Here is a 23,372-nt window from a genome sequence, read left to right as displayed (position 1 = left end):
TTTATCGGATCAGGGTAACGGTGCCTTTCTTTTTAACTACCTGGCCGCTGATAAGCGTGGCTTCTACGTAGTACACGTAAACCCCAACCGGCTGCGCGTGGCCCTTATAGGTACCGTCCCATCCGCTGCTTAGGTTGGTAGACCTGAACTGCTGCTCGCCCCATTGGTCGTAAACCGAGAAGGTGAGCTTTTGAATGGTATTGCCATACACGTACAGTATATCGTTATTACCATCGGCATTAGGTGTAAAGGCGTTTGGCACGAAGATGCCATCGCCAAACGGATTGGCAGCGATACCGATAACAGCCGTTGAATTAGTACCCAACTGGCAATCGACATTACCCACCGCGCGTACAATAATGGTTACCGATTGGTTAGGGTTTAAGCCCATCACTGTATGGAACAAGCCAGCCGCACCCGAACTTGGGCTGCTAAAGGTTGAACCGTTATCCAAACTTACCTGGTAAGCTACAGCGCCCGCAACGGCAGTATAACTAAAGGTTACGCTTGATGATGTTGTGTTTGATACCGAAACAACAGGCGCAGGCAGCGGGCCAAGTATGGTTACCGTAACCGGTGTGCGCGTTAATGATGCACAACCCGATGCAGCGCTAACCGCTTCGGCATAGTAAGTAGTGTTGCTGCTTAATACCGTTGTTACAAAGCTGTTGCCTGTTGCCAGTACAGGGCCTCCGGTTGCCGCTGCATACCACTTAACTGTTGCGCCGCCTGTGGCAGTGGCTGTTAAGGTGGTGCTGTAATTAGGGCATACTTCGGTACCGGTGGCAGCTGCGGTTGGCGCAGTTGGCGCGGCATTAACGTTTACCGTTACGGTTGTACGTGTAGTAGATGGGCAACCATCATCGTTAACTGCTTCTACATAATAGGTGGTATTGGCAGATAATACCGGTGTTACAAAGCTGGTACCGGTAAAGGTTGGCGTACCACCCGTAGCTACTGTATAAAAATTATAAGTATAGCCTGCCTGTGCATCGGTAACCCCGATAGTAGCGGTAGTACCTTCGCAGGTGGTTACCGGGTTGCCGTTTGCTACAACAGGCGCTGCGGGTGCAGGGCGTGTGCGTACCTGTACCTGTGCAAGGTTAGCGCTGCTGCAGCCCGCCGAATTAAACGCTGCCACATAAAAGTTGGTGGTAGCCGTTATCGGATCGGTTACGTAGGTTGTACCTGTAAACAACACGGTGGTTTGCGCAGGCGAGTTGTACCACCTGTAGGTGATGCCTGCCTGAGGCGAAGTAACACGCAGCGTTGCGTTGCTGCCCGGACAAACGGTTACGCTCGCCGATTCCACGGTTGGGTCTGGCGGCAGGGGACTAACCGTTACCGTTACCGGTGTGCGTGTTGATGGGTTACAGTTTCCTGCGCTTGCAGCCTCCACATAAAATGTTTTAGTTGCAGTTATAGATGTTGTATACTCGGTACCGGTGTATAAAAGTGTGCCGCCGGTGGCAGCGCTGTACCATCTGTATACCAAGTCAGGCTGCGGGTTGCTTATACTGATAGTAACATCCGAGCCATCGCAAGCGGTTAAGCCACCTGCAGGCGCCTGTACCTGCGGAGGTGTTGGCGCTGTAGTTACTGTTATATCTGTACGGGTGCGGGTTGCGCTGGTACATGTACCGCTTGCAGCTTCTACAAAGTAGGATACATCCGCGCTAACATTATTAATAGTATAGCTTGTACCGGTAAATACGAGTGTACCGCCCGTAGCTGCTGTATAGAAATTATACTGCTGGCCGGCAACCGGATTATTGACACTGATGGTTACAGTACCGCCGCTACAAACACTGGTGGTGGTAGCGCTTAGCACCGGCGCGTTTACTTCGCCGCTCACCGTAATGTTTACGCGGGTGCGGCCACCATTATTTGTACAACCGGTAGCTGTGTTAGCTGCCTCTACATAATAACTTGTATTAGCTGTAACCGGGTCTGTTGTAACCGTTGCGCCGGTATAAGCCAGCGTACCGCCGGTTGCTGCAGTGTACCAGTTGTAGGTAACACCGGCTTCGGGGTTTTGAACGGTTAACGTGGCAGGGCTGCCGTTACATACAGTAACATTTGCGGCTGCGACACCCGGTTTAGACGGGCGTGGGTTTACTGTAACCGTTGCCTTGGTACGTGCAGGGCTTGTACAAGCGCCATTAACTACTTCGGCGTAATAACTGGTAGTAACCTGTGGCGAAACAGTATAGCTTGTGCCGGTAAACAATAGCGTACCGTTTGTTGCGGCATTATACCACCTTACAGTAGCCCCGCCCGCATTGGTTACGGTAAAGGTTGCATTATCGCCCGCGCAAATGGTAGCGGTTGTTTGGTTTAAGATAGGGTTAACCGGCGATGGTGTAACGTTAGCAGTTACAGCTACCCTGTTTGGGTTAACGCAACCATTTGATGTCCGGCTGGCCTCTGCGTAATAAATTTGGGTACTGGTTAATACATCGGTAGTGAAGCTTGTGCCGGTAGCAACCAGTGTACCACCTACAGCGGCAGTGTACCACCTGTAGGTTACATTGGCTTTTGGGTTATTTATGGTAAATGTAGCTTTATTGCCCGAGCAAATATTTACAGTAGATGCGGTTACTTTGGGTGCATCAACCTGTTTAGTAGCGTAGAATATATTTATGGAGTTAAATACCGATACCGCGCTGTTCAGCCTTACCTCAATCCTGTCAAAGTTGGCGGTTGGGGCAAAGCGGATGATCGCAGTTGTTTCGCCGGCTAATATACGCAGGCTTATCAGGCTGGCGTTGATGCTGGTGCGGTCGCCATTATACGTAGCGCCCATGTACGAAGCCACCTGGATCCGGTTCAACACACCGGCTGCAAGCAGGCTCGATGGCGCGCTTATTTTAACGGTGATACTATCCCCCGCGTTACCCTGGTCGCCAAAGATCAGCGTTTGCGATACATAAGAGCCTAATACAGCTATCGGTAAGCTCAGTTGGCTCGCACTTGTGGTGTCGGCGTCAACCGCGTTGTTTTCGTTGTTTACCGCGCACCCTATACAAGCCAGCCCCCCGTTAACATTTGTTGTTTGGGTTGATGCAAAATCGCACGAAGTGGAAAATATAGGGTTTACCTTTACGGTTACCGGGGTGCGGGTAGGGCTGGTACAGCCTGTTGCAGCCAGCACGCTTTCTACATAATAGGTGATGCTTGATGTAAGCGCAGGTGTTGTAAAGGTGCTGCCGGTATGTATTGGTGTACCGCCGGTTTCAGATGTATACCACCTGAAGGTAGCGCCCGCGGTAGTTGACGATGCAGTAAGCGTTGCTGTTTGGCCCGAGGCTATTTGTCCGCCCGCCGGGTTAATGGTAACGGTTGGGGCAACCGGGGTTGGGTTAACCACCACATCAGCCTTGGCACGGGTGCTGCTTGTGCAGCTGCCGGACGCGGCCTCTACGTAATAAGACCGGCTTGCAGTAAGGTTTGATGTTGTAAAGGTAGCCCCTGTAAATATAGGTGCGCCGCCGGTAGCGGTGTTATACCAGTTAAAGGTAACACCCGGCTGGGTTGATGTAGCTGTTAATACCGCAGACGAACCCGAACAGGTTTGTGTTGGGTTTTGCGATATCACAGGCACCAGCGGTGTAGCGGTTACATTGGCGGTAACCTGGGTACGGGTAGAACTACCACATGCACCTGTACCTTGTGCTTCTACATAATAAGTAGCGCTTGCGGTAAGCGGGCCGGTAGTGAACGGATTACCTGTAAATACGGCTGTACCGCCCGTTGGTGTAGTATACCACGCAAAACTTACGCCTGCCACGGCATTAGCTGTAAACGTAGCGGGCTGGCCCGAGCATACCGTTACGGTTGGTACGTTCACCACAGGCGCGGCCGGTGTTGGGGTAACATTAACCTTTACCGGTGTACGGGTTGTTTGCGTACAGCCATCAGCTGTTCTGCTGGCTTCGGCATAATAGGTTCTGCTGCTATTTAAAACAGGCGTGTTAAATACCGCCCCGGTAAATACCGGCGAGCCTCCCGCAGGGCTGGTATACCACCTTACCGTTACGTGGCTGGGTACGGTAGCCGTCAGCGTGGCCTGGGTGCCCTGGCATACTGTAACAGGCGAAGCCGAGATAACGGGCGCCGCGACTTCCTGCGCGGCATCGTAGATGTTCAGCGAACTAAATACGCCTGCCACGCCCGAGTTGAGCCTTAGTTCTACCCGGTCGAAATCGGCACCGGCTTTAAAAGCAATGCGGAAACGGCTGGTGCCGTTTAACAGCGTTACGGTTATTAAAGCGCCGTTAAGGGCGGTCCTGTCGTTATTAAAGGTAGCACCGTTATAGGTTGCATAGCTTATCTGCGATAGCACACCCACACTCGCTAACGAGCCCGGGATGCCCAATTCTACAACAACGCTATCGCCGGCACGGCCGGTATTTGCAAAACGAAGTGTCTGCTCCGCATATCCGCCCAGTAAGCCTATCGGTACGTTTAGCTGGGTAAAGGTATTCCTGTTATTATCGATAGCACCATTTGGGTTGCTGATGTTGCAAAGCACGCATAGCAGGCCGCCGCCAACAGCGTTGGTTTGGCTGATGGCCGCATCGCAGGGAACAGGATTATTTGAAACCGAATTTAATGTGATTGTGCCTGATGCCCTTGTGGCCGATTTTACACCTGTTGCAGTTACAACCGCCTCGGCATAGTAGGTGGTTGGGGTAAACACCGGCGGTGTATTAAATGTAGCGCCGGTATAAATTATAGTACCACCTGTGGGCTGTGTATACCAGTTAAAGGTAACATTTGGCGTGGTAGACGAAGCGGTAAGCGTGGCCGATGTACCCGGATCAACCGCTTGGGTTGGCGGCACTACGGTTACATTGGGCACAACCACCGGGGTAACAGTTACCGGCAGCACAGTACGGTCGGGCGATGGACAGCTACCCAGCACCGCTTCGGCATAATACGTTTTACTTGTTGATAATACAGGCGTGGTGAAAGTGTTACCTGTAAATACCGCGGTGCCGCCGGTCAATGTTTCGTACCATTTTACTATAGCACCTGTTGCCGCAGTGGCCTTAAATGTTGCGGTTTGCCCGGCGGTGATGGTAGCGCTTGGCGGTATTACGATTGGTTTTGCAGGTGGATCATTAACAGTTACAGTAATTGGATAACGCGTTGGACTAACACATGCGCCACGACTATACTCGGCATAATAAGTGGTGGTTGTGGTTAAATTACCGGTTGTATATGTTGTCCCGGTAAATACCGATGCGCCGCCAACCGGGCTTGTGTACCATTTTATGGTGCCATTGGTTGGTGTATTAACCTTTAAAGTTACGGGGTTACCGCTGCAAACCTGTGGTGCGCCATCGGCAAATACAGGTGTTGGGTATTGCTGTACAGCGTAGTAAACATTTAACGATGTGAGCAGCGTTGCTACGCCGGATGTTAACCTTACCTGTACCCTATCATAAGCGCCGGTTGCGGGTATGTAAACCGCGTAACGGTTACCGCCGCCTAATAGGCGTACGGTTAAAAGGTTATTATTAAGTGTGTACCGCTGCACCAGCGTACCGCCATTATAAAGCGCTAAGGATATTTGCCCAAGCACGGCGGCATCGGCAAGGCCAACGGGTGTGCTTAAAACGAGCTTAACGGTATCGCCTGCAAAGCCGGGTTGTTGAAACACCATGTTTTGCTGCGCGTACCCACCTACTAATCCGGCTAAAATGCGGATGGTTGATGCGGTTGTTGTATCGGCATCGGTGGCAAGGGCATCATTGGTAATGTTACAGCCTATACAAATACCATTAGTAGAAGACGTTTGCGTGTTTGCAAATGTACAAGGCGAGTTGTTATCGATAGTTACATTGATAGTAATGGAAGTACGGCTTGCCGATTCGCAACCGGCGGCGTTAACCGCTGCCACATAATAAGTGGTGTTGGTATAAAGCTGCGGTGTAGCATAATTGCCGCCTGTATGTACCGGGGTAGCCGCGCCGGCAGATGTATACCATTTGTAACTGACGCCTGTTTGCGCATTGGTTACATTTATAGTGGCCGTTTGCCCGGCCATTATGGTCATATCGTTTGCTGCAAGCACAGGGTTTGCAGGTTTTGGCGATACGGTTATATTGGCTGCCACTCTTGTGCTGCTTTCGCAACCGGTAGCGTTTACTGCTTCAGCATAATATTTAGCGTCGGTGTGTAATACCGGGGTGGTAAAATTAATGCCGGTATAAAGCGTAGTACCGCCTGTTGCAGTACTGTACCAGTTATAAGTTTGCCCTGCTACCGGCGATGCTATTGAAAGCACGGCTACGTCGCCATCGCAAATGGTAACATCGTTATCGGTTAATGCCGGGGCTGCCGGCAGCGGGCTTAACATTGCTGTAACCGCGGTGCGGGTTGGGCTTGGGCAGGTGCCTCCTGTAGTTGCTTCGGCGTAAAATATAGTTGTAGCGTTAATTGCACCGGTGGTAAAACTGTTACCCGTTGCTATAGCGGTACCGCCCGTTGCCGAAGTGTACCACTTTACCGTTACACCACTTACAAGCTGTGCCGTAAAGGTAACCGTACCACCTGGGCATACGCTGATATTATTATTGGTGATAACAGGTGCTGCAGGAATGAGATTTACCGTAACGGTTACCGCGGTACGTTCAGATTCATCTGTACAGCCATTGCGGGCGGCCGATACATAATAAGTTGTAGTAGCAGCCAATACGCCGGGCGAATAGCTTGCGCCTGTATGTACAGGTGAGCCGCCGGTTGCAGCGGTGTACCAGTTAAATGTAGTGTTAGGTATTGCAGTAGCAGTAAGCGTAACCGCATCGCCGGCGCAAACGTTGGCATTATTGGTGACTACGTTATTGAATTTAATTACGGGGCGCGGTATCAGTTTTGCGGCCTCGTGTAAATTCAAGGTCGATAATGCGCTTGCCAGTCCCCCGCCTAAACGCAGCTGAACCCTGTCGAACACTTTGGTGGGGGCATAAGTAATGGTAACCCTGCGCCGCCCGGCTGCAAGATCGAGCAGGCGCAGGGTTATCAATGCCGAATTAAAGGAAATCGCATCGTTATTACTTGTATTACCATTGTAAGTGGAAATAGATATATCGGCCAATACCCCGGCATCTAATATAGCCTGGGGCAGCGAAAGGGTCATCCTGATGGAATCCCCCAAAACTGAAAGCTTTTCGTAAATAATGGTTTGCTGTGCATAAGCGCCAACAGCGGCAACACCCGCGTTAAGGGTTGATGCCGTATTGATATCACCATCAATAGCATTTTGCGGATGCGCTACGCCCCCCACATCAACACCCAGGTTTAATAAACCTGCCGATATGCCGTGCAACTCGTCGAAAGCGTTGTTACATGCTACGCTTGCCGGCCCGTTATAAAAGGCTTCGTAGAGGTAGATGCTGCTTAGTGCTCCTAAAAGGCCACCGTTAAGCGTTACCCTCACCCTGTCGTAAACTTTGTTTGGGGTTATGGTTAGCTGTACCTGGTTATTGTTGCTTAACGCGCTAACAAGCGTTGCGGCATTTACAGCCCCCCCTACAGGGCTGCCGCCATTAAACGCCTGGATCCTTATTCCCCCAAGCGCTGTCAGATCAAGCAGGTTGTCGCCCGAGCCAAGCTTAATGGAAACGGGCGTATTTGCCGCAACCTTGCCTGCCCCCGGAAATATCAACTCCTGGTAAGTAGATGCTAAAACGCCAACGGTTACGTTAAGGGTTGAGTGTGTTTGAAAATCGCCGTCGATAGCCTGGCTTTTATCGGTTACAACGCATCCAAGGCAAAGCAAACTTGCAGAACTGCTTGCCTGGGTGGTTGCATACAAACGCTGGCCGTAAATTTTTACTGTCGAGAAAAGCAGCAGGAATAGCAAAGCTATGTACCTGCTAAAAAAGGTAGAGGTTTTCATGCATATAGTGTTAGGTAGTGTGATTGTTTACACTCCTAATTACGCAGATACAGCCTCAATTGATTGAAATCAGTTTGTTCATTTGCTGATATGTTTCCACTGTTTGTTCACTATGTATTAACAAAAAACAGTTTGTTCATTTATGCACAATCTGTTCATTTTGTTCATTAACAAACATCGATCTAACCACGAGAGTTAAATTATTAAATTGCTAATGCTGATGAGGTAATGCTACCTATAGCCTGTCAGTGTCATTTATTTTAGTTTAAGCGTGGATATTTGCTTAAACATTATTGCGAATAAATAAGTATTTCTACCTGATTTTCAAATAAGTAAAGTTTAAATACTCCCTATTTATCAAAACTATTGATTAATATTTTAATTACTGCGCAATTTGGTTTCACATACGTGTAATCTATTACCCGGCATTAACTTTTAGTAACATTATTATTTTAATTCGGTAATAAGAGCCGTATACAGGGCGAACGTAAATATTATTTTTACGTATAACTTAATACCCCTATAAGTTTTTGATGTATAAAATTAAATTATAATACAACTGGAAAGGAAATTATGGGTATGAAACTATAATACCAACAACCGGGAGCTTTTACCCTCCCTTACAACAGTAATTATTCGAACCAAATATATCTATGGTGTATACAATCCGAAACTATAAAAGAATAAAAAACCGGAATTACATACAATTAAAAACTTGTCAAAAAATAGTAGCCGTACAAACCTGAAAACAGCTATCCATATTGCTTAGCTACATTAATTTCATCTGTAAAATAATTATGACTTTATGACATCATTATTGCCTCAATTTTACGAATTACTAAAAAAGACCGTTCTTACAACATCGGGTATTATAAACATTACCCCATGCGATTGTAAGAGCATTTCGATAGATATATTTAATAAAACCAAACTTAGTATCAGCGAAACCACCTTAAAACGTATTTATGGCTTTGCGTACAGCAAATTTAATCCTTCGCTGTTTTCTGTTGATGTAATGGCCAAATACTGCGGTTACCTGGGCTGGGATGATTTTTGCCAAAAACACAGTAAGCCCACAAAACCGGTTAATACCGCGTCAAGCTGGGAGGTATTAAAAGTCAATGCCGGTAAAACAACATATGCCACGCTACAAATATTGCGTAATAAATTTGGGATACCTTATAGCCAAACTATTAAAAGGCATTTTATTGACGATCACTTTAACGAGTTTTTAAATTTTGATTACAGTGCCACCGTATTTGCGGCACCGGCCGGCTATGGCAAAACTATTGCCCTTTGCCATTGGGTTGAAGAAAGGCTAAAGCAAAACGAAGCGGGTAAAACAAATGATATAATCCTGTTTTTCAGTATCAGCGGTTTAACAAACGTATTGCTGAGTGGCCAGGACCTTAACCACTGGCTTTTGACATTATTGGGCTACCCGGCAGATACCGATGCCCAGGCGCTGATGAATACCAGGCATGAAAAGGAAGGAAACTTTTTCCTGATAGTTGACGACCTTGACGAAAGCGTTTGTAAACCCGAGCAATTTAAACTTTTGTTGAAACAGTTCATTGATATCCTTAATTTATATAATCAGCAAAAGTGGTTTAAATTGGTGCTTACCATGCGGTCGGCTACCTGGATAAATAATAGTCACGAATTGGAAGATGGCAATACAAAGTGGTTTAAAGGTTTTACCACAAACGGCAACCCCGCGTTAAATGTTCCGTTGTTTAATATACAGGAACTAAAGGAACTATCGTTGAAGATTAACCCCGCCTGTACCCAAGCAATTACAACCGAGACAGCCAAAAAATTTGATCATCCTTTATACCTGCAGTTCTATTACAAGCAGCATAAGGGAGATTTTTGTTTAGGTAATGCCGATAATGTTTGCATATATGAACTGGTATCAACATTTGTGTTAAACAAGGTTTACCTGGGCAGCCAGTCTACCGATAAAATTTTATTTCTTAAAGGCCTTGTGGATATTATGTGTAGCAGCAATTCACGGTCTGTAGTTGCCAAAACAAGTATTAATTCGCTTATAAAACAACATCACCATGCATATATAGAACTGATAAATATTGGTTTTATAAGAGAGATCAATAACAGCACCAATCTGCATTATGAGGTTTCTGTACAATTTACAGATGCTAAATTTTTTGAATACACTTACTCTAAAACACTATTACACCGCAACAATCTTTTGTTTGATGAGGCACTTATTAATACCATAAACAAAGAATTTGAAAACAGCGAGCATAAGTTACCTATTTTAAAATGGTGCATTTTATATGTTACGCGCACGGGCCAGCATAATAATTTTGATGTGCTTGTTAAAGCCGGGCTTACACTAAGCCAAAAGTCTGACTTAATACTATTTATGGGCGATCTGTTTGAAAAAGAATATACCGGTAAAAACAGGCCGGAGTCGCTTACGCAAAACTGTAAGCATTTGTGTAGCGCCGAATTATTCAATTACCTTTTTGAATTAGCGTTTATAAACGCCAGTTACGAAAAAACCCTTACCAGCCTGCTTAAATTCAACCTTAAGCCCCGTAAACAGATATTAACATATACTGCATTGGCATTAATTGCGGTGACCAGCCTGGATATGGACACTTTAAAAGCGCACCTGCAAAAATTAAATAATATACCCATTGATGATTACGACAAGTTTGCTATAAACCCCTTGCGTTGCCTCGATGCTATTTATAGTTACCTTAAAAACGGGGTAATAAAAAAAGAAGTGTTTTATGAACTTACCCAGTTTTATTTTAACCCGCCTATTGAGGGGAACTACTTTAATAACACTGTAGCTAATGACATGATGTTTTTACTGGCTGCACATACTTTACAGATAACACAAAACCCAAAAAAAATATTACGTTTCGTAAAGGTGCTGGACAAGTATTTTAATAAAAACGATGCGACTGAATGTAACGAATATACCTACCGGCTTAATACGCTGATAGCCGATTGCTTATTCAGGCTTGAGCGGAAAGATGAGCTGTTAAACATGTTTAACCATCTTTCCGTTTGTTATAAACGGGATAAGAGTGCTTTACCCGATCATATGAAGGAAATGTATTATGCTATGCGGATAAAAGTAAATTCGTTGTCTAAAAACTACAAGTATCTAATTGAAGATGTAGCATCCCATGCATTGGTTGCGGGCCAGCAAAAGCTCTCTAAAATTGCAGTAATGTCAATTATTCTTAACAATCCCGATATAACAGATCTTTATCCAAAATTTTGTAAACAATGCCAATATGATCATTCGCGGTTACTGCGCGAAAGTGGAGTACATGCCGATCTGTTTGCAGGGGATCTGTTCTATAATAAATTATAACAGGGATATCATAAGCCAAAATTGCAACACCTATAGTAAATTATACATATTGTATAGTACACTGATAATAATTTACACCACGCTCAATTCCAAATTTTTTACTGTTATATTTACAGTATTGTAACCTTCTTATTACCAAACACTTATTTTGTACCATAACATACCTAAAAGATACGCGATGGCAAAACCGGGCATTTGTTTTGATATATGCTTATATAATAAAACTAAGTATAGTTAAGCCTAATTTCAGTTTATTAATATGAGTAAAAGTCTCGACACCATCCAATTACGGTCCTTTCTTTTTGAACATTTAAATCGCGAATACTGCGCTAAATCTCATTTACTGGAGCGCCTGTCAGAATTAGAAGAACAAAGCCATTTTGAAGATCTTAAGGATGTTATTAAAGAGACCACCGGCCATATCGAAGATCAGGTTCAGCAATTGAACGGAGTTTACAAGGAGCTTAAATTATCGTATACCTTTGAACATTGCGAGGCGCTTATAAATTTCCTGGAAGATGCTTTTATAAACATAAACCGACAAAGCGAGAATAAAGCCATACGCAACGCTTTTGTGCTTTCGTATTTGTATTATATCGAAAGTTTAGAGGTAGCATCGCTGCGCTTATTAATTTTGGTTGCAAAAAAACTCGGGCTTACCTCAGTACTTAAAATATTTACCGAAACATATACCGATACAAAATCAAATCAGGCGCTTATACTTCACTTAACCGAAGAAAGCCTGTTTTAGCCTGCCGGTTTTGCTGCACAGCCATAGGCTTAATAAAAAAAGTCACCCACCTCGCGCGACTGACTTTTTAATAACTATTAACCGACCATATTATTAACATTGCTAAACGGTCAGCATGTCAAACTTAGGCAATGTTTAAAAGCGCGAATATGTGAAAATCACTATTCTGAAAACAAAAAAAGCCGGGGTTTTATGGCCCCGGCTTAACTGTTATAGTTGATTGGTTAATTAATAATGGTCGTCGGCATCAAACCGGGTACGGGCGTAACCGCTTACTTTATGGGTAGTGCCCGGAACCGGGTCGTCATCAAACTGTACCTCGAAATAGATCGAATCGGTTTTTAATTTGGTGCCGGGCGCGGTGGCAGCGTTTCGTAGTATTTTGCCATTGGTAATGGTAAAATGGCTGTCGTAGATCTGGTTTTCTACATCCTTACCTGAAAAGGCCAGGTTACCAACATTTGCCAATATTTTACCTTTGATAGCCCAGAAAGGCTTGCCTGATGGGCTGTCGTTATTATCGTCTATCCATAAACTATCCGGCTTGTTTGATGCGGTATTATAGGTTGACAGGGTGTAGTAGCTATCATCAAATGTGCCTGTAGGGTCGGCGCCGTCATCAAGCTTCACCCAAAATTCGCCCGAAAGGTTTTGCACGGCTGTACCGCCAATAACCTCATCCTTTTGGCACGAAGTAAATGTTGCCGCAACCAATACGGTTAACAGTAAGTGTTTTATATTGCTTATTTTTTTCATGGTTGCTTAATTATATTTTACTAAAAATTCGTAACGCTGGGCCATAAGTTGGGTTTATTATTACCCAGTTAAAACCGGCAAGTTTACCACCGGGCGCCGGTACCGAGGTTTCCTGCGATGAACTGGTTGGCGACCCATCGCTTGCGTTTTGCTGCGGGATGTAAAAGTCGGTTCCGGTGTCGTTAAATGCTATCACAGTAAGGTCTGTTCCGGGAGCACCACCAGGGTTAAAAACAGAATAAACGCCCGGTGCAATTTTAGTTACCTCAACAACAGAACCATTGGTATTGCGGGCATAATTACCAGAGTAATCATGCGCTGCCGCACCTGCATCGGTATCATAAACCACTACGTGGCGGGTTGCAGTAGCCGAAAACCCATCTACATTGGTAGCTGTATAGGTTTGTGTATAAACGCCAGCCACATTAACGTTAATGGTTGAAGATTTTACTTCAACATCTTCGGCGCCGGCCTTGGCAGTAGCGCCCGGGTCATTATAGGTGCCGCCTTTTGTTACCAGCACATAATCAGATCCCTTAACGGTAATAATAGGGTATGTTGTTATTTTAGACCGCCCTACATAACCGGGCTTATAATCAAATTTATCCTTGTGACACGAAACAAGTATTACCCCTGCTAATATTAGGGCGATGTAACTTATATATTTTTTCATAATTTCCTTTTTTAGCTGTTAATTATTTGGCAGTCCCCACCATACCGGTGTAGTAATAGGCACTTCGGGCGGTGTGTTAGAGTTGCGGCTTCTTTCCGAATCGGGATATACCATCCGTTTAGGGAATTTACCACCGGTAACACCATTTTTTGAATACACCCACTCGCCGGGGTTGTAGCTGGCATCCAAAGAGTATACAGGGCTTATCTCGGGGTATCCGGTGCGTTCCTGGTCAAAAAACCCTTCCAATGAATGCGAATTTGGGTACGATGCCCATTTCTGGTAAATGATTGCCCTTAAATTGGTTTGGAAATTAGCGCTGTTTGGATATGCATATACACCTGTAGTTGGCGCGGTAAGGTCATACTGTGCAAATGCAGCGTTTACGCCACTGGTATACAGCGATGATGCGTTACCCACACCATACCTTGCGGCTGCCTCGGCCTGCAGGAAATACGACTCGGCATCACTTAAAAAGTAAACCGGATCTTTTGCGCTAAAAGCAGGCGCTGTTGCGATATAGTAACCGGGTTGTGCCGATTGCGGGGCGTTATAATTACCCTGATCTATAGCGGTTGGCGCAGCGGTGCCAAAGTATTTAACGGTACGCGCATCGTTGTTTGCAGTTAACCAGCTTGTAAAGGTTTTACTTGCCCGCAGATCGTTGGCGCCCAGGTTTTTTACTGTGTACTCGTATATTGGGTTACGCTGATCTGTTTCATCTTTAAATACGTTCACCACGGCGCTTTTCTGTAGGAAATCTGCATTAGCAGTGTACAACGCACGTACACCTGCTTCGGCTTCGGCGGCATGCGTGTTTACCATACGCAGGTACATTTTTAGTTTAAGCGTATTAGCAAACTGCCTCCAGTTATCCATTTGCGCCGCCGGTGTAGCAGAACCGTCGCCTCCAAACAAAAGGTCTATTTTTGAATCAGCTTCCGAAAGTGGTACGTTATAATCTGTGGCCAATGCGGCATCTATCTCGGCAATTAAAGCTTTATAAATATCATAACCGTCGTCAAACTTAGGCTGTAGGTTTGCAGCACCCTGGAATGCCTCGGTGTATGGTACTTTATCGTACAGGTCTACCAGTATCTCATAGGTGTAGGCTTTCATTACCGTACACATTAACAAAAACTGGTTTTGGCCGTTTGCTTTAGCTTTGGTTATAGCCAGCTGGTAATCGGCCAGTGCGCCCGAAAACAATTCGTTATACCCTCTGATAAAATCCTGCCGCTGCAGGTTGTACGAATCGATGGTTTTGAACTGGTTGGCTGCCGGCGATTGTGTCCAATACTGAGACCAGATCCCGCCAACAATATTTAATTCGCCGCCCGATACACCCGCAGTTGATATTACACCCGAAGGGAACAATACCTGCGGGGTTGCCTTATCTATCGAGGGATTGTTGGGGCTTACGTTTATTTCATTGATCTTGCTGCAACCCAGCGTTATGCACGCAATAGTTGTAGCAAAAAGAATTTTTATATGGTTGTTTCTACTTTTCATGAATAAGATTATTAAAATGTAACTTTTAGTGCGGCGCCGTAATAACGCAGTGGCGGTGCCGTACGGAACTCCCCGTATTCGCTGGCCAGGTCTGTACCGTAGTTAGATACTTCGGGGTCTACAACTTTGTTACCGGCCGGAAGCCAGGTATATAAGTTACGGCCGTATAGGCCAATAGACGCTTTTGCAACACCCAGCTTGTTGGTAAAGCTTTTTGGCAGGCTGTAGTTTAATACCACCTCGCGCAGCTTAACAAAGCTCCTGTCCAATATATCTCTCGACCATGCCTGCGCTTTGTTAGAACTGGTGTAGTAATAGTCGTCGTTATCGGCTTCGCTTATTGGCGTAGTATTTTCAATGTAGCCTGTAACATTGCCGTTGGCATCTTTAACCTGCTGTACCGAGTTTGGCACAATAAAAGGGTTACGGTCGTTATAGGTAGTACGCGGATCGGCACCAACAAAGTTGAAAAGATCGGCTGTACCAGAATAGAACTTGCCGCCCTTATCCCACTCAACTGTAAAGCCTAAGGTGAAATTCTGTACCCTAACATTACTGTTAAAGCCCATCACAAAATCGTGTTGGAAATTACCGTAGCTGCCGTTAGCTGATGCCGCAATAGGGAAACCCTGGCTATCTACCACTATATGTCCCTGTGGGTCATAAGTAGGTACCGGTGCCTGTAAAATACCAAGGGGCTGGTCTTTCATGGCTACAAACTCGCCACCGTAACCATCACCATTCAATATAACTTTATCTAAACCTTCAGGTAAGGCAGTTACTATGCTGCGGCTTTTTGAGAAGGTATAGTTAATATCCCAGTTAACCAGGTTGGTTTTTACCGGCGTAGCGCTAAATGCAAGCTCGATACCGCGGTTACGTACAGCGCCAAAATTTACCAGCTCGAACGAGTAGCCACCACTTGGGGCTATAGGCACAGCTAAGATCTGGTCTCTGCGTGTCCTTTGGTAATAAGTAACATCTAAGCCTAAACGGTCGTTCAGGAACCTGAACTCGCCGCCAAACTCGTATTCTTTTACACGTTCTGGTCTCAGGTTAGAGTTTAACAGCGTGTTACTGATCGTAAAGCCCGGTACGCCCTGGAAGGGGAAACTAAGGTTACCAAACCCAAGCGCAACACTTGTAGACGACAATATATTAGATACGCTGTATGGGTCGGTATCGCTACCGGTTTCGCCATAGCTACCTCTTAATTTGATGTAGCTAACCGCCGAACTCTTCATATCAAGCGCCTGCGATAATATAAAAGACGCGTTGGCAGCAGGATAAAAATAGCTGTTGTTGCCGGTGGCCAGTGTAGATGTAATATCATTACGGCCGGTAACTGTAAGGTATAAATAGTTTTTGTAACCAACAGTACCCTGCGCGTAAAAGCCTAACAAACGGCGATGGCTTTCAGCTTCGGCGCTTGATGGTTTATTTACACTGTTTGATAAGTTAAAGAAACCCGGGATAGCCAAACCTTGTATTGATGTAGCTACGCTGCGGCTTCCCCTATCGTTATAATTTATACCAGCTAACGCATTGATGTCAAAATCCGAGCCTATCTTTTTCACAAAGATTCCCTGCAATTTGGTATCGTACTCGTAGTTTTGATAGTTGTCTTCTTCAACACCACCATCATCAGGCGTGCGCGACTGGCCCTCGGTGTTGCCGCCGCCAACCCAGCTGCCCGGTGTAGGCGAGTTACTGTTATACCAGATCTTCGTGCCCGAATTACTTACATCCGCACCTTGCTGCAATTGTAAGGTAAACCACGGCGCCAGCTTATAATTTAAGTTGATATTACCGAAGAAACGGTCGCTTTTGGTTTTACTGCCGTTTTCGTATAAAGTATAATACGGGTTTTCGGCAAATGGCGTGTAATAGTTATCTGTGTTAAAATACAGGTTTTTGTAATCCCTAAGGTCTTTTATAGGGATATCGCCTGGTATTTGTAGCACACTTTCATAAAAAGTGTTGGCCACGCCAGTTGGGCCCTGGCCGGTTGCCACAAAGTTTCCGTTTTTAGCCACATAATTAAGTGTAGCATCGGCCGAGAAATTTTTATAATTGGTACCGCCTTTTAGTGTAAAATTATTCCTTGCAAACCCATCAACATTACCCGGCAGTACCCCATCGCTGGTAATGTTATTATACGATAACAGGTAGTTAGAAGCATCGGTACCCCCGCTAATGGTAATGTTGTTATTAAACTCCATACCGCTGTCATAAGTACTCCTCACATTATCCTTGATGAACGAAAATGGTTTTATCAGCTGCGTATTGTTTACAACTGCTCCCCATGGCCTTAGCTGCCCATCGTATTTAGGGCCCCAGTTACCGTTTTCGCCGGGTACAAAATGCCCGTCCCATCCCTGGCCAAATATTTCCTGCGGCTTGTAAATAAAGGCTACATTAGTCATGGTAGATGCCGATGAAAAATCGACAACCGGTTTGCCGGTTTTACCCTTTTTTGTGGTGATAACAATAACACCGTTTGAACCGCGCGATCCATAAATTGCACTCGCTGCAGAACCCTTAAGGAAACTGATGTTATCTATCAGGTTAGGGTCGATATCATTGGCGTTGTTACCAAAGTCGAAGTTATCGTCAGAGCCGCTGCGCGCGTTGTTCAATGGTATACCATCAACAACGTACAAAGGCTGGTTTGTACCGCCAATAGAGGTGTAACCCCTTAATATTACCTTGGTTGAACCGCCCGAAGCACCCGATACGTTAGAGATATTTACACCGGATATTTTACCCTGCAAACCACCCAACAGGTTTATAGGGGCCGATTTATTTATCTCCTCGTTTTTAACAGAGGTTTGCGCATAGCCCAGCGTTTTTTTGGCTTTATTTATACCAAGGCCTGTAACTACCACCTCGCCAAGCTGGCGGCTGTTAACGGTTAGCACAATATTTACAATATCCTTGGATACGGTTACCTGCTGGTCGTTATATCCCAAAAACGAAAACGTTAAAACCGCGCCATTGGCCGCTTTTAACGAATATTTACCATCTATGCCGGTTTGCATACCTATGGTTGTGCCCTTAATTTTTACGGTAACCCCGGGTATGGGCTGCCCATCTTCTTTTGCAGTAATCGTACCGCTAACGGTGCGCTCCTGCGCAAATAGCTGTGTTTTGAAGAGCAATAAAAAACACATGCAAATCAGTAAAATTTTTTTCATTTAGTTGTTTTTATAATAAGAAATCAGTTAAAACACCCATGTGCACAGGTATGGCTTTATGTAGCAATATTAGCCGATGCGGATTTGTGCGGATATGCGAGAATCACCATTCGTAACGGGATGCACCTATTTTAAGGCAGGCGCAACTGTTATAAACAGTGTGATTTATGCCGACTGGCGATAAATAAGCGGCGTAGTTTCGAACCGCTGTTTAAAAAGGCGTATAAACGAACTCGGGCACTCAAAACCGATAAGGGTTACCACCTCGTTAACCGAGTAGTTGCTTTTGCGCAATAGCTGCTGCGCCCTTTTTAAGCGGATATCGATCAAAAACTGGTGAGGCGAGCGGCCAAACGCCTGCTTAAATGTGCGCAGCAAATGATTTACCGATAGGCAGGCATAAGCGGCAAGTTCGTTTAGGTTTATGTTTTTATCGTAATTGCTGTACAGGTATTCTTTGGCCAGGTTAAGCCTGCGTAATATCTCCAGCCGGGTACCGGTGTTCTGGATAGATAACAGACGGGCCTTTTCAAAAATTTCTTTATTGTAAACCGAGCTATAGGTTATCAGGCAATGGTGCAGGTATTCGTTTATCAGCAACTCATCGTTAAGGCCGCTATCTAAATTCGCCTTAAGGTGCAGCAGGTTAAACTTAATATCCCCGGCAAACGGGTACAGGGTTTCGTTAAGTTTATCCTCGGCGCTATTTGTTATTATGCCATTTAGTAAATTATGGTTTGATGAGGTATAGCTGCTGTAAAAATCGGTTACAAAGGCATTATCAAAGGTAATAGCAAATGATTGAACAGGTATTTCAGAGCTTATGCAAGTATTGTATTGGGTACCTTTGTTAAGCATAATAAAAGAATCGGCGTAGATCAATAGCTCCCTGCGCCCTATACTGCACCGCTCGTTGCCCGAAAAAACACAACGCAGGGTAAGGTCGGCAGCGGTTTGTACATCCTCCTTGCAGTAGGTGGTTTTGCTGATGATCTTATTATTGTTCTTTAATACCTTTAAATAGTCCATAATTAATCCTCGTTATACTCCCTTTCTTCTACCAGCAACCAGCGGTTTGCGGCCGGGTCTGTAAATGCGGCGGCTAAACCACCTGCAGTATATTCCGGCCCCGACTGAAACTGAATGCCTTTTTGCCTTAACTCGTAATGATCTTTAAGGAAATCTTTTGAATTAAGTATTACCGTGCCCGCCTGTTTTACACCATCTTTACTCTTCATCAGCACCAGGTTAATATTAAATTGCTGGCCGTTTAAAATGGTGCAGGGCTGCCCGTCAAAAAAGCTGGTTTCCTTTTTTACCAGGCAGCCTAATTTATCCCGGCAAAAAGCCGTTTCCTCGCTTATATCAGCTGCAAACAGCGTAATATATTTTATCTCCATTGCCGTATTATAAATATTGAATCATATTTTTCAATTAGTTGATGCACAGCTACTAATGCTCAAAACAATAACAATAGTAATTCTATAGTCATTCTATTAATTGTTAATCAAATCTACGGTGTGTAATCGGGCTGCGTATCCCCCAGTCGGGGTGATTTTTAAGAAATTTCCTGATATTTTCGGGGTAAAATTCAGATAAATTTGTTCTTTTTTGCGGCAGTAATGGCTTCTGAGCGAGAGTTTACATCAAGTTTGATGTAGATCTTTTTGATATGGCTCCTCACCGTTTCCAGGTCGATAAAAAGTTCTTTGGCAACCATGCTGCGGCTTTTTCCGCTGGCAATTAATTCCAGGATCTGTGTTTCGCGTTTTGACAGCGGCGAATCCTGGTTTCGCCTGAAGGACGAGATAACCATACGGGCGATGTTTACACTCATCGGCCCCCCACCTTCGCAAACTTCCCGTATTGCTTCGATGATCTTTACAGATGGCGTGCTTTTAGTAAGGTACCCCGATGCGCCGTTCATCAGTGCATCAAATATCACCTGCTCCGATTCGTAAACCGTAATAATAAGTATCAGCGTACTTGGCAATATCCTTTTTAGTTTTGGCAGCGCGGCTATGCCACCTGTACCCGGCAGCTGTATATCCAGCAAAATAACATCGGGCCTGTCGGCGGTAATGGTGTGCTGCGCTATATCAAACGAGGAATAGGTATTTACAACCTTAAAACCGTTGTTGGCGTTTATTAAAAACTCGTAACCGTTCCTGATGGTGTCATCATCTTCAATGATCACTATTTTGATTGGTGTGCCCATGTGTTATGCCGGTTTTAGGTTTATAATAAGTTTTGTGATGGTACCGGCACCCTTGCTGCTTTCCACACTCAGTTCGGCGTTTATGCGTTTTGCGCGGGCTTTTATATTGCTCATACCGTAGCCGGTGGCAAGCATGTTTTTCTCAAAACCTACCCCATCATCCCTGATGGCCAGCAGCAGTTTTTCGTTATCCTGCCGGCTGGCAATAATCCTTACGCTTTTTGCGTGGGCATGTTTAAGTACGTTGTTTATCAATTCCTTAAATATCATCAGTAAATTGCGGCTGTGTTCCATACTCAGCCTAAACTGCTTTAGGTCGGTATGCAAACCGGGCATCTCAAAAACTATAGGTGTATCTGCAAACTGCTCAATCCCAATTTCTTTTATATGCTTTAATATCTCGTATAAATTATCGTTTTTAGGGTTCAGCGCCCAAAGTATATCCTTGGTGCCATTGTACAACGAAAGTGTGTTTGATTTTATCTGATCTACCAGTTTGCGCTCTTCCTCTTTACCATCCCCCCTGCGCGATTGCAGGATCTCTGACAAGATGGAGATACGGGTTAGTTTATTGCCCAGGTCGTCATGAAAATCTTCGGCGGTTTGCTGGCGTATTTTTACCACTTCCTGTTTTTTCATTAACTCCAACAGGGTTTTTTGCCGCCTTTTTTTGTGGTTCCATAATGCCTGGATAATAATGCCCGATATCAAAAACGTTAACAATACCAATATTTTAAATACAGTACCCTGGTAAAAAGCAGGCACAATTTCGAACTTGGTTAATATCGAACAGTTCGATTCGCTGCCATTACCATCAATAGATATGATCTCGAAACAGTATTTACCGGGAGGCAACGAAAAGTACTCTACAAAAGGGTTTTTTACCGGCTGGCTAAACTTATCGCTTAAGCCAGTTAAACGGTATTGATACGTAACATCTTCCGGATCTTTTAAATAGATGCCTAAAAACGATATGGCGATATGATTTTGGCCATGATCGAGCGTTAAAGGCCCGGTAGCCGAGTCGTTTTTTAACGATTGGTACTTGCCATTTTTATCATAGATCCTTATTTCGTTTAAAACTATTTGTGGTGGGTTAATGCGCCTGCTGCCCTGGCTGGTTTTATATATTTTTAACCCCTTTGTGGTACCAAGCAACACCTCATCACCCTTAAATAAAATAGAATTTTGATTGGCCTCCGCTATCTCGCTATTGGGGTAGTTGTTATTTAAAACTTTAAATAATTGTGGTTTTGCAGCTTTTTTTAAGTGGTTTACCCCTTTACCTGTACCAACCCAAACATCGCCATTACCATCTGCTGCCATGCAGTATATACTGCTTGATTTAAGGCCTTCGGTTTCATCTATATTGATAACCCGGTTTGTGTTCATTTGCCATACAAAGATGCCTTTATCATCTGTGCCGAATAATATATTATTGCCAACACGCAGCATACTATATACCGACGATTGATCTAAAAACGACAACGCTGGTGAGAGTACGACTTTATTATTTACCGATAGCAGGGCGCCATTATGCGTACCTATTAGTACCGAATCTTTACCGAGCGGCAATAACGTTGATACAAAAACAGGGGCATCGGTAATGCGTTGCGTGCCCTTTTTAGTTACACGGTAACACCCTAACGATGTACCAAACCATATGGCATCATCGGCATCCTGGCAAATTACATTTATGATGCTGCTGGTAGTCCACGGGAACCTTTCCATTTTGGTTCCGTCATATTTCCACATCCCGCCAAAATTAGTGCCTACCCATATATTTTGCTGCCTGTCGGTAAAAAGGCAATTCACAAGCGTAACGTTAAGGGCACTTTTAGGGAGGGAATATGGCGACAAAACACCCTGCGAATATTTCATGATGCCGGTGCCGCTTACATTGGCAAGTACCTCGCCTTTTTTTGTTTTGGCGAGGCCGATAATGATCTGGTTATTATTGGTTTGAATAACAGGGTTAGCCGTAAGGTATCCATCGCCTTCGTATTTATAAGCGCCGCTGCCCGATGTGCCAAGCCATAAATTATAGTCGGCATCGTTATAAATATCAATTACCGGGTTATCGGTAAAGCCGTTCTGCGAGTTAAATTGAATGAGTTTATTTGATTTGATACAGTACGCGCCCTTAACAGAACCTATCCATAAATTTCCGTCTACATCCTGTTCTAAACAACTAAACGGCTTTGCAGCGGCTGTAAGCAAGTCCTCTGCATAAGGTTTCAGCATTGGGCCATCAACTTGGTACAACCCGGTACCCGAGCAAAGAAAAATATTGCCCTTTTTTACCTTGTCAAACAATATTTTAACAATTACTACAGGCTGGCCCATAGTATCAAATGGTACTTTTAATGCCCATTTACCCCGTTCAAGGCTGTAGATCCCTTTTTTAAATACCGAGGCATACAGCGTACCATCAGGGTTTACGGCAAAACAGGTAAGCAGGTCGTTTTTGTCATCCGACATCTGCACTGGCGCAAGAATTTTACCATCAACCTTATAAAGCTTATTACTTACAATTGCATATATGGTACCGTTCTTATCGGCAGTTATAGCGGTTGTGGCATTGCTTTTATGCCCGGGGAATACCGCATACCTAACGGTTTTGCCCTCGGAGATGCATGCCAGGCCATCATCAGTGCCTATCCACAGCCTGTCGTGCTTATCAACATAAACCGAATAAACGAAGTTGCTGCTCAGGCCTTTTGATTTTGATATTTTAAGGTACTCCTTACCATCAAACCGGCAGGCACCGCCAAATGTGGCTATCCATAAACGATGCTTGCTATCCTGCGAAAAATGAGTTACCTGCGATTGTATGAGGCCGTCTTCTATGTCGAGATGAGAAAAAGTAAACTTCTGGCCGAAAGAAGCTAACGGGATAAATAATGTGATAATGAAAATTTGTTTGAAAATTTTGCCCGTTATCCAGTTCATTAAGTTAACTTATTTACTATAAGATGCAAAAACTCAAACTTTGTTA

Annotated in this window: 11 protein-coding genes; 2 read left to right on the top strand and 9 right to left on the bottom strand. The window is 44.7% G+C overall.

Features of this window, described 5'->3' with window-relative positions:
• Nucleotide 1: 1 nt before the first annotated feature.
• Entirely contained in the window at nt 2-7,909 is a 7,908-nt protein-coding gene (locus EWM62_RS05500) for a gliding motility-associated C-terminal domain-containing protein (RefSeq protein ID WP_129875656.1), read from the bottom strand.
• 805 nt (nt 7,910-8,714) lie between these two features.
• Here EWM62_RS05500 and EWM62_RS05495 point away from each other — a divergent pair.
• A complete protein-coding gene (locus EWM62_RS05495) occupies nt 8,715-11,267 on the top strand; it encodes a hypothetical protein (RefSeq protein ID WP_129875655.1) in 2,553 nt (850 codons plus the stop codon).
• A gap of 259 nt (nt 11,268-11,526) precedes the next feature.
• Nucleotides 11,527-12,018, top strand: a complete 492-nt coding sequence (locus EWM62_RS05490; RefSeq protein WP_129875654.1) for a DUF892 family protein — start codon at nt 11,527-11,529, stop codon at nt 12,016-12,018.
• A gap of 228 nt (nt 12,019-12,246) precedes the next feature.
• On the opposite strand, the gene EWM62_RS05485 is transcribed toward EWM62_RS05490, so the two are convergent.
• From EWM62_RS05485 to EWM62_RS05450, 8 genes are all read right to left on the bottom strand, one after another.
• Nucleotides 12,247-12,774 (bottom strand): lipid-binding protein, encoded by a 528-nt coding sequence (locus EWM62_RS05485; protein WP_129875653.1) that lies wholly within the window; start codon nt 12,772-12,774, stop codon nt 12,247-12,249.
• A 10-nt stretch (nt 12,775-12,784) separates the two neighbouring features.
• Nucleotides 12,785-13,447, bottom strand: a complete 663-nt coding sequence (locus tag EWM62_RS05480) for an immunoglobulin-like domain-containing protein (RefSeq protein WP_129875652.1) — start codon at nt 13,445-13,447, stop codon at nt 12,785-12,787.
• Between the two features lie 18 nt (nt 13,448-13,465).
• On the bottom strand, nt 13,466-14,959 hold the full coding sequence (locus EWM62_RS05475) for a SusD/RagB family nutrient-binding outer membrane lipoprotein (protein WP_129875651.1): 1,494 nt from the start codon (nt 14,957-14,959) through the stop codon (nt 13,466-13,468).
• Between the two features lie 11 nt (nt 14,960-14,970).
• Nucleotides 14,971-18,156, bottom strand: coding sequence for a SusC/RagA family TonB-linked outer membrane protein (locus EWM62_RS05470; RefSeq protein WP_129875650.1), 3,186 nt, complete (start codon nt 18,154-18,156; stop codon nt 14,971-14,973).
• Nucleotides 18,157-18,321: 165 nt separating this feature from the next.
• Nucleotides 18,322-19,185, bottom strand: coding sequence for a helix-turn-helix transcriptional regulator (locus tag EWM62_RS05465; RefSeq protein ID WP_129875649.1), 864 nt, complete (start codon nt 19,183-19,185; stop codon nt 18,322-18,324).
• 2 nt (nt 19,186-19,187) lie between these two features.
• Nucleotides 19,188-19,556 carry a VOC family protein gene (locus EWM62_RS05460; RefSeq protein WP_129875648.1) on the bottom strand — a complete coding sequence of 123 codons (369 nt, stop codon included), beginning with the start codon at nt 19,554-19,556 and terminating at the stop codon, nt 19,188-19,190.
• 191 nt (nt 19,557-19,747) lie between these two features.
• A complete protein-coding gene (locus EWM62_RS05455) occupies nt 19,748-20,374 on the bottom strand; it encodes a response regulator transcription factor (RefSeq protein WP_129875647.1) in 627 nt (208 codons plus the stop codon).
• Nucleotides 20,375-20,377: 3 nt separating this feature from the next.
• The gene (locus EWM62_RS05450; protein ID WP_129875646.1) at nt 20,378-23,326 is read right to left on the bottom strand and encodes a ligand-binding sensor domain-containing protein; all 2,949 of its coding nucleotides are present in this window, start codon (nt 23,324-23,326) and stop codon (nt 20,378-20,380) included.
• Between the last annotated feature and the right edge of the window lie 46 nt (nt 23,327-23,372).

It is taken from the genome of Mucilaginibacter terrigena (genome assembly GCF_004168255.1).
In the GTDB taxonomy this organism is placed as follows: Bacteria; Bacteroidota; Bacteroidia; order Sphingobacteriales; family Sphingobacteriaceae; genus Mucilaginibacter; species Mucilaginibacter terrigena.
Note: the sequence above shows the minus strand (reverse complement) of the source record. Positions and strands in the feature narration are given on the sequence as shown.